The sequence below is a fragment of the Deltaproteobacteria bacterium genome (assembly GCA_035063765.1).
In the GTDB taxonomy this organism is placed as follows: Bacteria; Myxococcota_A; UBA9160; order UBA9160; family PR03; genus CAADGG01.
The window spans coordinates 1-12,430 of record JAPSFT010000022.1 but is presented as its reverse complement, the minus strand read 5'-3'; the positions used below and the strand labels follow the sequence as shown (position 1 = coordinate 12,430).

Annotated in this window: 15 protein-coding genes and 1 tRNA gene; 2 read left to right on the top strand and 14 right to left on the bottom strand. The window is 73.2% G+C overall.

The features are described from left to right. Positions 1 to 10: 10 nt before the first annotated feature. Genes OZ948_15540 through lnt form a run of 5 tightly spaced genes read right to left on the bottom strand, consistent with a single transcriptional unit; the run spans position 11 to position 6,594 of the window. Positions 11 to 631, bottom strand: coding sequence for a cohesin domain-containing protein (locus OZ948_15540; protein ID MEB2346140.1), 621 nt, complete (start codon positions 629 to 631; stop codon positions 11 to 13). A 20-nt stretch (positions 632 to 651) separates the two neighbouring features. Next, positions 652 to 1,812 carry a hypothetical protein gene (locus tag OZ948_15535; GenBank protein MEB2346139.1) on the bottom strand — a complete coding sequence of 387 codons (1,161 nt, stop codon included), beginning with the start codon at positions 1,810 to 1,812 and terminating at the stop codon, positions 652 to 654. Beyond that, the gene (locus tag OZ948_15530) at positions 1,809 to 4,166 is read right to left on the bottom strand and encodes a GAF domain-containing protein (GenBank protein ID MEB2346138.1); all 2,358 of its coding nucleotides are present in this window, start codon (positions 4,164 to 4,166) and stop codon (positions 1,809 to 1,811) included. The genes OZ948_15535 and OZ948_15530 overlap by 4 nt, the downstream gene beginning before the upstream one ends. Next, positions 4,163 to 5,005, bottom strand: a complete 843-nt coding sequence (locus tag OZ948_15525) for a hypothetical protein (GenBank protein ID MEB2346137.1) — start codon at positions 5,003 to 5,005, stop codon at positions 4,163 to 4,165. Before OZ948_15525 ends, OZ948_15530 begins: the two co-directional genes overlap by 4 nt. Further along, positions 5,002 to 6,594: an apolipoprotein N-acyltransferase gene (gene lnt, locus OZ948_15520; protein MEB2346136.1), complete on the bottom strand. Its 1,593-nt coding sequence runs from the start codon at positions 6,592 to 6,594 to the stop codon at positions 5,002 to 5,004. The genes OZ948_15525 and lnt overlap by 4 nt, the downstream gene beginning before the upstream one ends. A 159-nt stretch (positions 6,595 to 6,753) precedes the next feature. Between lnt and OZ948_15515 the strand changes: the two genes are divergently transcribed. Further along, positions 6,754 to 6,830 (top strand) — tRNA-Arg (locus tag OZ948_15515). A gap of 2 nt (positions 6,831 to 6,832) precedes the next feature. On the opposite strand, the gene OZ948_15510 is transcribed toward OZ948_15515, so the two are convergent. Beyond that, positions 6,833 to 7,699, bottom strand: coding sequence for a hypothetical protein (locus tag OZ948_15510; protein ID MEB2346135.1), 867 nt, complete (start codon positions 7,697 to 7,699; stop codon positions 6,833 to 6,835). 57 nt (positions 7,700 to 7,756) lie between these two features. On the opposite strand from OZ948_15510, the gene OZ948_15505 reads away from it, so the two are divergent. Continuing rightward, positions 7,757 to 8,311 (top strand): hypothetical protein, encoded by a 555-nt coding sequence (locus OZ948_15505; GenBank protein MEB2346134.1) that lies wholly within the window; start codon positions 7,757 to 7,759, stop codon positions 8,309 to 8,311. A gap of 31 nt (positions 8,312 to 8,342) precedes the next feature. Here OZ948_15505 and OZ948_15500 read toward each other — a convergent pair whose 3' ends face one another. From OZ948_15500 to OZ948_15465, 8 genes are all read right to left on the bottom strand, one after another. After that, complete coding sequence (locus OZ948_15500; protein MEB2346133.1) at positions 8,343 to 8,804, bottom strand: hypothetical protein; 462 nt, start codon at positions 8,802 to 8,804, stop codon at positions 8,343 to 8,345. Continuing rightward, positions 8,801 to 9,394 carry a hypothetical protein gene (locus OZ948_15495; GenBank protein MEB2346132.1) on the bottom strand — a complete coding sequence of 198 codons (594 nt, stop codon included), beginning with the start codon at positions 9,392 to 9,394 and terminating at the stop codon, positions 8,801 to 8,803. The genes OZ948_15500 and OZ948_15495 overlap by 4 nt, the downstream gene beginning before the upstream one ends. Continuing rightward, a complete protein-coding gene (locus tag OZ948_15490; GenBank protein ID MEB2346131.1) occupies positions 9,391 to 9,747 on the bottom strand; it encodes a hypothetical protein in 357 nt (118 codons plus the stop codon). The genes OZ948_15495 and OZ948_15490 overlap by 4 nt, the downstream gene beginning before the upstream one ends. Before the next feature lie 116 nt (positions 9,748 to 9,863). Then, entirely contained in the window at positions 9,864 to 10,319 is a 456-nt protein-coding gene (locus OZ948_15485) for a hypothetical protein (protein MEB2346130.1), read from the bottom strand. A 14-nt stretch (positions 10,320 to 10,333) separates the two neighbouring features. Continuing rightward, the gene (locus OZ948_15480) at positions 10,334 to 10,624 is read right to left on the bottom strand and encodes a hypothetical protein (GenBank protein MEB2346129.1); all 291 of its coding nucleotides are present in this window, start codon (positions 10,622 to 10,624) and stop codon (positions 10,334 to 10,336) included. A gap of 163 nt (positions 10,625 to 10,787) precedes the next feature. Continuing rightward, positions 10,788 to 11,078: a hypothetical protein gene (locus OZ948_15475; GenBank protein ID MEB2346128.1), complete on the bottom strand. Its 291-nt coding sequence runs from the start codon at positions 11,076 to 11,078 to the stop codon at positions 10,788 to 10,790. A 38-nt stretch (positions 11,079 to 11,116) separates the two neighbouring features. Beyond that, the gene (locus OZ948_15470; GenBank protein MEB2346127.1) at positions 11,117 to 11,755 is read right to left on the bottom strand and encodes a hypothetical protein; all 639 of its coding nucleotides are present in this window, start codon (positions 11,753 to 11,755) and stop codon (positions 11,117 to 11,119) included. A gap of 13 nt (positions 11,756 to 11,768) precedes the next feature. Further along, positions 11,769 to 12,290 carry a hypothetical protein gene (locus tag OZ948_15465; protein ID MEB2346126.1) on the bottom strand — a complete coding sequence of 174 codons (522 nt, stop codon included), beginning with the start codon at positions 12,288 to 12,290 and terminating at the stop codon, positions 11,769 to 11,771. Positions 12,291 to 12,430 lie beyond the last annotated feature (140 nt).

Below are 12,430 nucleotides of genomic sequence, written 5' to 3'. Positions count from 1 at the left end.
CCGTCAACGCTCAGGCAGGCGCTGCGCGCCTCCGCGAGACGACGGCCGCCAGGCAGAGGCCCGACCCGAAGAGCAGGGTGCCCGCCGGCTCCGGAATCGGTGTCACGTTCGTGCCGGATGGGGGTGCGGTGAGCGTGATCGGTGCGCCCGCGCCGTCGCCGAGCAGCGCCGCCGTGATCGTGATCGCGCTCGGCGCCGCGCTCGTCACCCCGAACACGATCGTGGCGAGCCGGACCGGGTCGCCCTGGAGGGCCTCGAGCGCGGCCGCCGGGAGGAGCGAGAACCCGGCGAGCGAGAGCGTGCCGCTGCCAGCGATCGCCTCGGCGCTCGCCTCGGCCGGGATCGCGCCGAGCTCTACGTCGAAGCTCACGCCGGTGACGGCGAGCGCCAGCGGGTCGAAGCCGAGCGTCACGTCGAAGGCGCCGACGACGGTGCCGCCGAGGTCCGCGACGAGCAGGTCGACGCTGAACGAGCCGCCCGGCACGGGGCTCACCGCGGGCGGCGAGAGCCCGAGCGAGACGGCGCCCGCCGGCGCTGCCGCGAGCCAGGCCGGGACCGTCACGAGCGCCGCCGTCGCGAGCACCGCCGCCCGCCGGCAGCGAGCTCGCACCCCCAGGCTCCGGTCCTGCATGTCGCGTCCTCCTCGAGTGCTCATCGCCGCCTCCGCAGCCACGCGCCGAGCGGCACGAGCGCGAGTACCAGCTCGGCGCCGACGCCGCACGACGGCGCCGGCGCGCAGTCCGGCCGGTCGCAAGAGAGGGTGCAGCGGCGCGCGTCGAGCACGGTGATCGTGCCGTCGCCGTCGGCGTCGCGCGGGTCGCCGGGCCCCGCGGCGGGCGAGCCGCGCGCCGCGAAGATCGCGTCGAGGTCGAGGCGGTCGACCGCCGCGTCGCCGTTGGCGTCGCAGGTGCGCGGCGCCGGCGTGTCGCCGGTGGCCACGACCACGAGCTGGTAGGTGAAGGCCTGCTGGTGGGGTGCGGAGGCCGGGCTCGCGAAGCCGCTCACCTCCACCTGCCAGGTGCCGGCCTCGCCCGCGCCCGCGCGTCGCACCAGGTTCGAGAGCAGCCCCGGCCCGGCGTCGTCGTCGGCGGCGAGCTCGCTGCCCGCGCGCCGCAGCGCGAGCACGGAGTCGTGGAGCTCGCCGCTCCCGGGCTCGAAGACCGACACCGTGACGAGGTCCGAGGCCGCCACCGGGAGCGAGAAGACGTCGCGGTCGCCCGGGACGAGCGTCCCCGTGACCACCGCGACGGCCCCGCCGAGCGGCTGCGCGCTCGCGTCGGAGTCGTTCGCGCCCTGCGTGCCGGGCGGGGCGTCGGCGTCCGGCAGCGCGCCGGGGCCGGCCACGGCCGCCACCAGCCGGTAGTCGAAGGGTGCGCCGAAGTCGCCGTCACGGGCGGCGTCGGGGGCGCGCGTCACCGCGACGGTCCACTCGTCGTCGGCGGCCGGCACGAGCCCGAGTCGGGCGAAGAAGCCCGGCCCGCCGTCGTCGTTGCTCGCGATCTCCGTGCCCGCGCCGTCGAAGACCACGAGCAGCGCATCGTGGAGCTCGCCCTTCGCGTCCTCGAAGAGCGCCAGGCTCAGCGGCTCGCCGGCGCGCACACCGAACGCGAAGTGGTCGATGTCGCCGTCGCCGAGCGTGCCGTCCACCACGGCGACCCCGCTCGGCGCGAAGGCGCCCAGCGCGAGGCCGCCCGAGAGCGAGGGCGCCGCCGCGCGGTCGTCGTTCGGCTCGGGCTCGGCGCCCCACGCGGCGCCTGCCGTCACGGCGAGCAGACCGATCCCCAGCCATGCCCGTCCCGTCGGGATCCTCATGCCACCTCCTCCACCGGGAGCGCGTACACGTCCACCGGCTCGTCGCGCCCGCGAATGGCGACGCCCGGGCGCGCCACGAAGCGGGCGCAGGCCTCGGGGCCCGCCGCCGCCCAGGTCGGGCCGTCCAGCACGATCGCCGCACCGATCTCGCGGGTCAGCGCCTGGAGCCGCGCCGCGAGGTTCGTGGTGTTGCCGATCGCGCTCCAGATCAGGCGGTCCACCGCCCGGAGGTTGCCCACGTAGGCGGGGCCGGTCGCGATGCCGACGCCCACGGCGAGGCGCCGCTCCGCCGCGCCGTCGAGCGCGAGCGCCTCCATCGCCGCCCCGATCCGCTGCGCGGTCTCGACGGCGGCGCGCTCCTTGGCGGGAAGCTCCCGCGGGGCGCCGAAGACGGCCATCATGCCGTCGCCGTTGAACTCGACCACCGTGCCGCCGCCGGCTCGCACCGCGGCCGACACCGATTCCGTGTAGCGGTTCACGGTCGAGAAGACCTCGCTCGCGCCGAGCGGCAGCGCGTAGCGGCTGTAGCCGCGGATGTCGACGAAGAGCACCGTCACCTCGCGCTCCTCGGGCTCGAGGGCGGCCCCGCTCGTGATCTCCTCGGCCAGCGTGCCGGGCACGTAGCGGCGCAGGCGCTCGTGCATCTCGCGCTCCTGGCGCTGGCGCTCGGCGTCGGCGAAGCGCTCGAGGGAGCCAGCGGCGCGGTCCACGATGGTCTCGAGCAGCGCGCGGTCGGTGGCCGTGAAGACGTCGCCCGAGCCCTTCTCGCCGAGGCAGACCACGCCCTCGAGGCGGGGGCCCACGCAGAGGGGCAGCAGGACCTCGACGCCCATTGCCGCGAGCGCGGCGCGCTCGGCGGGCGCCGCCTCGTCGCGACCGAGCTCGACGGTGCGCACCGCCTCGCGCTGGCGCGCGAGGCGCGCGACGAGCGTTCCGCCGGGATCGAGCGCCGGCGCGATCGCGCGCCCGTGCGCGAAGACCGGCACCAGCGCTCCGTCCGTACGCGCGTAGATCGCCGCCGTGGCGAGCCGCAGCAGCGTCTGGAGCCGCTCCCCGAGCAGCGTCAGGAGCTCCGAGGGCTTGCTGCAGCGGGCGAGGTCCGTGCGGAGCCGCTGCGCGTCCTGCTCGAGCGCGCGCCGCTCGGGGAAGAGCCAGTGCCCGATGCGGCCCTCGACCCGGGGCCGGCTCGCGAACACCAGCCCCGCGACGGCGAGCGACACGCCGGCCTGCGTGAGCGTCGGGTCGACCACGCCGGCGCCCGTGTGGGCGAGGCGCGGCGCGAGCCCCAGGAGGCCCGCCAGTAGCAGCACCGACAGCACGGTGTAGGACGCGGCGGCCGTGATCAGGCGGTCGACGTCGAAGAGCTGGTGGCGCGTGAGCGCGACGGCGAGTCCGATCGGGATCGCGATCGCGGTGGCGAGCCCCGCCTGGTAGAGCCACCACAGGCGCGGCTCCACGAGCGTGAGCACGCTCCCGGCGAGCGCCGGCACGAGGCCCACGTAGAAGCCGAGCAGCACCCACTTGATCTGGCGCCGGCCGCCCGCGCTGGCGCGGCGATAGCGGGAGGCGAGGACGACCAGCATCGTCACGATCCAGGCCAGCGTCGTCGCGTGGTTGAGTGGCAGGCCGATCCCCGGCGAGAAGGGCGTGGCGAAGGCCCACGAGGTGAGCGCGACGGCGACGACCGCGAAGCCCCAGGGCGCGAGGCGCGCCACGCGGTCGTGGCGGGCCAGCTCGTCGGGCACCAGCAGGGTCAGGCGCAGCGTGAGCGGGAGCGCCACCGCCATGCCGAGCCCGAAGGCGGCGACCGCCGCGTAGGTCTGGGCGGGCGGGCCGCCCCAGAAGTCGGTCCAGTTGAGCGCGTAGCCGGTCGCCGCGAGCAGGAACAGGCGCGCGGTCGGGCCGCCGCGCAGGCGCCAGAAGACGAGGGTGCCCACCGTCACCAGGGCGAGCGCCATGAGCGTCTTGCGCCACGGGTACGGGACCGGGCTCAGGTGCAGGACCGTGCTGCCGGTCTCGTGGCCGCGCGCGTAGCGGACGGGCACGGCGAGGCCCCCGGCGGCCTGCTGGTAGACGGTGGCCACGAAGCCGAGCGCGCCGAGCCCGCGCGCGTCGGCGTTGCCGATCCGGAGGATCCGGTCGCCTGCCGTGAGCCCCGGCGCGTCCTGCGCGGGGCCGTTCCAGAAGCCGCGCACGCGCGGATGGTGGGTCTCGCTCTCGGCGGCGTGGACGTAGGTGGGGATCCACGCCAGCTCGCCGCGCAGCATGCGGTCGAGGTGCAGGAGCAGGCAGACCCCGAACACCCCGAGCACGCCGGCGAGGAAGACCCGCTCGCGCGCGCGCAGCCGCTTCACGGCGCCGGCGGCGGAGGATCGATGAAGCCGATCCCGATCTTGAGCTGGCGCACGCTCGCGAGCGCGTCGCTCGGGTCCGAGTGCTTCGACCACTGGGTGTTGTCGACCAGGCACTCGTCGCTGCCCGACGCCGTGCAGTGGTGGCAGGCGGCCGGATCGGTGCACGCCGGCACCTCCTCGGCCTCGAGCACGACCGGCACCTTGCCCGGCTCGCCGAGCGCCGCGGCGATCGCCGCGGAGGCCGCCGGCGGCAGGAGCGCGAAGCGGATCTTGTAGTCGGGCGAGGTCTCGAAGCCGTTCACCACCGTGGTCTCGAAGGCGCCGACGTTCCAGTCCGGGATGCCGGCGCCGCCGGGAAGCTGGCCGTCGAAGGAGCTCACGCTGTCCTGCTGCACGCCCTGGTAGGTCTCGGCGAAGGTGAAGCGCTTGCCGTTGCGGGTGAACTCGAGCAGCAGCGTGTAGCTGCTCCGGCCGGGCTGGCCCTCGCAGCCGGTGCAGGGCGCCGCGGGATCCCCCTCGAGGAAGGGGTCGGCGAGCGGCAGCACCGGCGCGAGCACCGTGTCGGCGATCACCGTGAGCGACCCGCGCGCGACGAGCCGCGCCCCGCGCACGCCCGAGCAGGTCCCGGTCGGAGGGCCCGTGTTGCCGGGTGTGTCGCACTCGGCGTCGTCGACGCAGACGCCGCCCTCGTTCGGCGGCCCCTGACAGACCTCCACCTGCCCGAAGGCCGCCACCACCGCCTCCTTCCGGCTCGCGGGGTCCGGATTCCCGGCGCTCGCCGCGCCGGCGAGCCCGAGCGCGAGCGCCAGGGCGGTGCATCCGATCCGTGTGGTCCTCATGCGGGCCCTCCTCCTCTCGCGGGGCGCGCTCCACGCGCGCCCCGTGCCGAGCTCGACAGGACGATCGCGAGCGCGGCCCCGAGCGGCGCGTCGCCCGCACGCTGCGCGGGGGTCACGGCGTGCGAGCGCCACACCTCCGCGGTCAACACCTCGGCGCCGCCGAAGCGGCTGCGTGCCACGACCCGGCCGTGCGGGTCGATCACGGCCGAGAAGCCGGTCGTCGTCGGCCGCAGGAGCCAGCGGCGGCTCTCGATCGCGCGCAGGCGCGCCGCGCGGAGCTGCTGCTCGGCGCCGTCGGGCGCCTGGAACCAGTGGTCGTTCGAGGGGTTCACGAGCAGCTCGGCGCCCGCTCGCGCGAGCGCGCGCGGCACCTCGGGGAAGAGCGCCTCGCCGCACAGGAAGGCGCCGATCCGGGCGCTGCGCAGCGGGAGCGGGTGCAGGGACGCCCCGGCCGTGTAGGGCCCGTCGGCGGCGACCCAGCGCGAGCCGAGCGGCGCGGACTCCGCGAAGGGCACGAGCTGGGTCTTGTCGTAGCGGCCGCGCACGCGTCCGTCGGCGCCGAGCGCGAAGACCGAGTTGTAGTAGCGCGTACGCCCGTCGGCAGGCTCGTAGTGGTTGGCGCCGGTCACGAGCTCCACCCCGAGCGCGCGGAGCTGCGCGCGCAGGTGCGCGCCGGGGGCGCTCCGCTCGGCGAGGTAGAAGTCGAGCGCGAACTCGGGCCACAGGACCAGCGCGGGCCGCGCGGGCATGGCCGCACGTGTGAGCGCGAGGTAGCGCTCGAGGTTCGCGCCCGCGCGGTGGCGATCCCAGCCGCGCTCCTTCACCACCGCGCCCTGTACGACGGCCACGCGCAGCGGCTCGCCCTCGTCGAAGCGCTGCGCAAGCCGCCCGTGGCCGTAGAGCGCCGCGAGCCCGAGCGCTGCGAGCGCCCCGGCGAGCGCGCGGCGAGCCGGGGGGGCGCTCGCTCCCTCGCGCAGGACGCGCGCGAGCGCCATCGCGCACCCGGCCAGGAGCGCGCCGATGCCCCAGGGCCCGGCCAGGTCCGCGAGCTGCGCCAGCGGCTCGGGCGCGCCATAGGCGAGGAGCCCGAAGGGGCTCCGGATCGGCGCGTAGCTGCGCCCGAACTCGACGAGCGCCCACGCGGCGCCCACCGCCAGCGCCGACGGGGCTCTGCGCCGCCAGCGCCACGCGAGCCAGGCCGCGAAGGTCGCGACGAAGGGGCCGACGGTCAGGAGCCCGATGCCCGCGAGGCCGAGCGTGGACGCGACCGGCCCGAGTCCGAAGTAGGCGCCGAGCATCCGCGGCAGCCACCAGGCGACCCCGGCGGTCGCGAGCACGGCCCACCCGAGGCCGAGCGCCGCCGCGGCGAGAGGCCGCAGGCCGGCGATCGCCCAGAAGAGCTGCGCCAGCACCCCGGGCGCGAGCCAGCCGAGGTCGAAGGGCGGGAAGAGCAGGGAATAGAGCGCCGCCGAGCTGGCACCGGCCACAAGGCGTGCCGGCATGGCGTCCCTGCCGAGCGCATGGCGGGCCCGCGCGGGCGCGATCGCGCCGGCGGACCAGGTACCGATCGCACGGGTGCCGATCGCCATGCCGGAGCCGACCCTCCCTCGTACCCCGTGACTTCCCTGCCCACTGTGTGGCGTGATTTCGCAGGTCCGTGGCAAGAACTCACGAAGATCCCCAGGACGGGTCGCGTGGATACCCGGCGTTGCACGCCGCGCCCTGGGCTAGGCTCGCCAGGCGGGTGCGCCCCGGTAGCTCAGCTGGATAGAGCAGCGGATTTCTAATCCGCGGGTCGGGGGTTCGAGTCCCTCCCGGGGCGCCAACTTACGGCGGAAGACGCGCCCACCGACACGAGAAGTAAGGCCAAAGGAAGGAGAGGCCTGAAGCTGCGGCAGCTCGCCTGTCGGGGATGATGCGGAACGCCTTGAATGGGAACCCGGAAAAGTAGTCCCGGTTCAGCGGCGCGCGCCCGGCTGCGAAATAGGCGAGTACTCGATCGGCAGCCTGATCCGCGCTCCGGATCAGCTTGCTCGCCACTCCGCCGCCGCCCACATCTGAGCTCGCGTAGGCCATCGTGATGCCCTCGGGGAGGTAGAAGCCGCTGGCGATCGGCTCCTCGCGCGCGTTGATCCCAGAGAGCGCGGAGAGGCTCGAGTCAACGATCATCGCGACGCGGCCCGTCGGCAGCAGCCCGTCATCCCGGAGCTGCCGAAGTGCCATGACCCAGCCGACGCGCTCAGGATCCTCGGCGACGTCGACAAACTCCAGGCAGTAGGGCACACGGTATGCGACGGCCGGGGCTCCGTTGGCAGGGTCGATGGTCCGGCTGCCCAGGACGATCCCTGTGACCGAGAGCTTCTGGTCCTGAATGACTCTCGTGTTGGTGTCGACTGCCAGGAAGGCGTCGTAGTTGACGCGCATCGCTCGGTCGGGCGAGGCCTGGAGACTCGGCCCAGGAAGCGGGGTGCGCGCGACGACCTTCGGTCCCTTGGGGCGCTCGTACGACACCTCGCTGTACATGTTCTTGACGGGAGTCACGAAGGCGATGTCGCCCGTAAGCGGATCGACTCGCACCTCGATCTCGGAGACGACTCCATCGGTCCTTGCGTACACCCATCGGTCGCGCGGCTTGCTCTTTCCCTGCTTCCGCTTCCTCCGCGACTTGCTCCGACCGCGTTGGGCCTTTTTCATGAGCTGATACAGTAGCGTGTCGTTGGTCGCCTGAAGGGAGCGCCGATGAATGCCGTGATGGCGTACCTCAATGCGAATCAGGGAATCCTGACCCTCCTGTTCTCTGCGGTGGTGGCTGCGTCAACGCTCGTCTACGCGATCCTGACTGCGAGACTCGTCAAGGAGACCCGGCTCCTTCGGGAACTCGAAACCGAGCCTGCGGTCGTGGTCTTCATCACGCCGAACGAGCGGTTCCTGAACATCGTCGACCTTGTGATTCGGAACGTCGGTCGCGGGACAGCCGTTGGCATCACCTGGGAGGTAGTCCCAGCGCCGAACCTGCTCAAGCAGCATGGAGTCGAGATACACTCTTTGGAGTTGCTTAACGGACTCTCCCAGCTCGCCCCTGGGCAGGAGATTCGCACCACCTTTGGCAGCTCCTTCGACCTGCTCAAAGAGCCCGTTGTCCCCGCGATCAAGGTCAGCGCCCGGTTTCGGAATGCACTCGGGCGGACCTTCGCGCCGAGCTTCGCTATCACGCCGAAGCAACTTCAGGGCATTCGCCGCGTCGGTACACCCGCCGAGGATGAGATCGCAGCCGCGGTCAAGAAGATCGCGGCGAGACTGGGCTAGGGAGTGGTCAGCGGGCGCACGAGGGCGCCCCTTACACCCCCGCGTCCGGATTGCCTGGCCCACAGGCGAACTTCAACTGCTGTCGCAGGTGATCACGGAAATGGAGTCGTACCTCCACGGGACGACCTCGTTTGTGGCGCTCGCCGTTCTTGTACGCGCGAACTTCTGAGTGGGCGTAGTTATCCGGAATGGGGTCGTGCTCGACCTTGAACGAGTAGGTGTCAGTAGTACGCGGCTTAGGCACGAAGGTGGTAGTCGGCGGCACTTCGGAGACCAGGAAGTACCAAGACTCCCAGTCCTTGCGGGGCCCGACCAGAACCTCGGGCGGAGAGCTGTACTTGCCTCGATTCACCGAGAGATCGGGAAACCGAATAGAGCTCACGTTGGGAGAGCGGTCTTCCCCTTCCCCCTCGATGTCGGCCGGGTCCACGGCGTAGTAGAGGCGCTCGTCCGGGTCGAAGTGCGGATCGCGATCAGGCGGCGGGCTCGTCAAATGAACTCGTGGATCTGCTTGATGGCATCACACAGGCCTGCGTCCTCCGCCGCAATGCTTGCGACCACAGGTCCCTTTCCTCGCTCTGACAGAACGAAGCCAACTTCTCCACTGTTCAGGAACTCAACGGCGGCATACCGCGGTCCCGATCGGAAGTTGAACGTGATCCCTTCTTCAACCGAAGGAGAGATGCTGCTCGGAGCGAACTCTGCATCAAGCAGCAGAGCGAGAAACGATCGCGCCGATGTCAGAGCCTCAGCGTTCGGCGGAGCAGCGCCCTCGGGATCCCAATCGACCCTCAGGGTCGCCAACTCCGTAAGGCGATTGAAGAGATCCGGCCAGGGTGTGGTCCCGGGATTGAGGTCAAGGAGGCCGCAGAATGGGTCCGCTCGCAGCGACGCACTGGATGCAAACAGAGCCTGGTGAGCAAGTTGAACGGCACGCGCCACCAACGCGTGCGCCTCGGCCCGAGCGGCATAGTCGAAGCACAGGTAGTCGGCCGAGTCCGTCGCCCTTCCGCCGAGAAGCGGGACCCGCCGATCCTCTTCTTTTTCTGCTACCGCTGAGCTGAGACAGGGTTGAAGCGTCACTGATGCCTTCCTTCCTTCAAAGCACGGAGCAAGTCGATCTGCGTGCCCAGCCAGTCCCGCAACGCCACAGCCGTTGCGAAGTCCAACACCGCGCAGATCTCGACCTCGCGAACCGGCCCATCCCGGCTAACCCGCTCATCGGCGAGCTCCGTGCCGAGCTTGCCCTCAGGCGTTATCGCTTGGACCGTCACTCGAGGGATGGGGAGACGTTCCGAGTAGAGACTCATCTGCACGTAGCCGGAGGGCGTCACTCCGCCGTGCGCCCCGTCCACGTGGACTACTCGGAAGTCGCTGCTCTTGATGTAGTGGAAACGAACCTTCGACGGTCGGGCGGGGTCGGAGGCTTCGGTCACGCGGCCCTCCATGGCACGCTCGGACAGAAGTATTCCCCGCGGGGAAACTCCTGTCAAGAGCGCATGATATAGGGGCCCAACCGAGGAATGCCACCAAGTCCGCAGAACAGGTCCGGCTACGGTCCCCCCTGCTCCACCCGGTCGCGCTCGGCCAGCAGCGCCGCGAAGTCCGAGTCCCGGTCGCCGGCCAGCCGCGAGTAGGCCGCGTGCATCGCCTCGCCGGGCTGGCGCTGCTCCTCGGCCATCCCCTCCAAGATGGTGTCGAGGTCGCGCAGGCTCATGGGCGGCCTGCCCAGGCGGGCGGCGGCCTCGCGCTCGGCGCGGTCGCGGACGCGCACGTTGTGCAGGCGGATCGCGTCCCGCTCCTCGGGCGTGTCGTCATCGACGCCGGGGAGGATCGGCTCGCCGCCGACGTCGCGCAGCGACGCGGGCAGGTCCGCGGCGGCGCGCTTCATCAGCACCACGCGGGCGCCCTCCTGCGCCGGCCGGTCGACGGCGGACAGCTCCTCGATCTTGAGGCTGCGCATGACGCGCCTCTTCCGCTTGGTGGTGTCGGTGGCCTGCTGGGTCATCGTCGTCTCCTCCGTCAGGGGGCGGCCACCGCGAGCAGCGGCTCCGCCAGCGACTCGCCGCGGTCGAGCGAGCGCTGCCAGTCGCGCGCGACGGCGACCATCCCGAGCCGGCGCACGTCGCGGTTCCAGGGGTCGCGCAGCCGGGCGACGAGGCGGTCCTCGGCGAGCACGCACGCCCAGAGGGCCTCGCAGGTCGGGACGATCGCCGGCGGGCGCGTGTAGAGCCCGTCCTCGAAGATCGGCACGAGGCGGCCGGTCACCTCGCGGCCGGCGCCGCGCTCCGGCAGCTCGCCGCGCGTGAGCACGAGCAGCGCCCAGGGGTCCCCCCCTCCGACAGCGCGAGCCGGTAGAGCGTCAGCACCGACGGCCACCCGCCGCGCGACTCCCGCGCGACGCGCGCCTGCGCGTAGCACCGCCACGTGGCGGCGCCGACGGCGCCGATCGCCCCGCGGCGCTCGGGAGACACGGCTAGGGCGCCGCCTTCTCGTGGCCGCCGCCCGCGCGGGCGCGTCGCTCGGCGAGCACGATCTCGGCGGTCTCGGCGAGGTAGGCGGCCTTGGCGAGCGCGGTCAGCCGCTCGTCGCGGTCCGTATGCAGGCGCGACAGCGCGGCGCCGATCGACTCGCCCCCGCGCGCCTCGCGCTCGGCGAGGTCGCACATGCTGTCCTCGTACACCTTGTGGCCGAAGCGCGGCGCGGCGCCGTTCGCGCTCTTCGTGACGCGCGCGGCGTCGGCCAGGACTTCCTCGAGCTGGGGCATGGTCGGGTCTCCTCCTGAGGGGGTTCGGGGCGGCGGCGCTAGGCGGCCGTCGCGGCGTCGGTCTCGTCGGGCGCGGGCCGCTCGGGGAGACGCCCGGGCACCTGCAGCGTGCTCCGCTCGTATTCGGCGAGGCGCCGCCAGTGCGTCGCCGTCGGGCGGTGGAGCTGCAGCGCGGCGCCGAGCTCGTGGCCGGCGGCCCAGACCGCGCGCTGGAGCGCGTCGGACTGCCGCCGCGCGAGCAGCATGGCCATCTCGTCGAGGCTCGCCGCGCGCAGCGCGGGTGCCAGCTCGGCGCCCACGCGCGCGTGCTGGGCGACGGCGGCGGCCAGCGCGCCGAGCGCGGCGTCGACCGCGCTGGCGGCGTCGAGGCGCCGCTTCGTCAGCTCCTGCGCCCGACGGCGCGCGGCCTCGCGCTGTTCCTGCTCGACGCGGGCGCGCGCCTCGTCGACCCGGCGCTGGGCGTGCAGCAGCGCGGCGGCCAGCTCGGCGGCCAGGCGGTCGGCGCGCTCGCAGCGCTCGCGTGCCGTGGCGGCGGCGCGCTGGTCGCCGTCGGCCACTGCGATGGCCAGGGCGTCGAGGGCGGCGGCGCTCTCCTCGGCGGCGGAGCGCGCGGCCTGCTCGATCTCGGCCAGCCGGCGCTCGGCCTCGGCGACGGTGTCGGTGCTCTTGCGGAACATCACGGTCCTCCTCCTACGCAGCGACTTCGGCGGCGGGGTCGTCGACCTCGCGCCGCAGCGCGAAGCGGTTGCGGCCGAGGCTCGCCACCGGGTGCCGGTAGCGGAGCGACTGCATCGCGGAGCGCAGCCTGGGCAGCGGCCAGCCCGTCGACTTCGCCACGCGCGCCAGGTCCACCTCGGGCGCGACGCGCAGCAGGTCGAGCAGGTCGAGCGTCAGCCGGGCGCGCTGGCGGCCCCAATAGCCGCGCTCCGAGTAGCGCCCGGGCAGCACCTCGTAGGCGCCGGGCGCCGCGAGCCGGATGTTCAGGTCGCGCCGACGCCGAAGAGCGTTGACGCTCCTCATGACCCTCGCCGGGCTCGCGCCGAACAGGCGGCCGGCGTCGCGCTCGGGGTCGACCGGGCCTACGCGCAGGCGGGCCAGCACGCGGGCCTGCAGCGAGCCCGGGCGCGGAGCGGGCGGCCGGTTCGGGAAGAGACCGGGGCGCAGCTCGTAGCGGCGAGCGCCCAGGGCGACGACGTTGTAGCGCATCGACACGCACCCATTCTCGGCAGTGGCGCAGCTCACGCCGCGGCTTTGGAAGCAGCACTTCGCCCAGGCCCCGCTGCGCTCGCTCCTCGACCGCACCTGACCCAGCCGCCTTCCGCTCGCCCGCGCAAGGACGCCTCAGGCTGGCC

Excerpts from the sequence above, each read along its gene's own strand:
- OZ948_15510 (MEB2346135.1), bottom strand. The coding sequence starts at position 7,699 with ATGAAAAAGGCCCAACGCGGTCGGAGCAAGTCGCGGAGGAAGCGGAAG.
- OZ948_15525 (MEB2346137.1), bottom strand. The coding sequence starts at position 5,005 with ATGAGGACCACACGGATCGGATGCACCGCCCTGGCGCTCGCGCTCGGG.
- OZ948_15470 (MEB2346127.1), bottom strand. The coding sequence starts at position 11,755 with ATGTTCCGCAAGAGCACCGACACCGTCGCCGAGGCCGAGCGCCGGCTG.
- lnt (MEB2346136.1), bottom strand. The coding sequence starts at position 6,594 with ATGGCGATCGGCACCCGTGCGATCGGTACCTGGTCCGCCGGCGCGATC.
- OZ948_15475 (MEB2346128.1), bottom strand. The coding sequence starts at position 11,078 with ATGCCCCAGCTCGAGGAAGTCCTGGCCGACGCCGCGCGCGTCACGAAG.
- OZ948_15505 (MEB2346134.1), top strand. The coding sequence starts at position 7,757 with ATGGCGTACCTCAATGCGAATCAGGGAATCCTGACCCTCCTGTTCTCT.
- OZ948_15535 (MEB2346139.1), bottom strand. The coding sequence starts at position 1,812 with ATGAGGATCCCGACGGGACGGGCATGGCTGGGGATCGGTCTGCTCGCC.
- OZ948_15540 (MEB2346140.1), bottom strand. The coding sequence starts at position 631 with ATGCAGGACCGGAGCCTGGGGGTGCGAGCTCGCTGCCGGCGGGCGGCG.
- OZ948_15485 (MEB2346130.1), bottom strand. The coding sequence starts at position 10,319 with ATGACCCAGCAGGCCACCGACACCACCAAGCGGAAGAGGCGCGTCATG.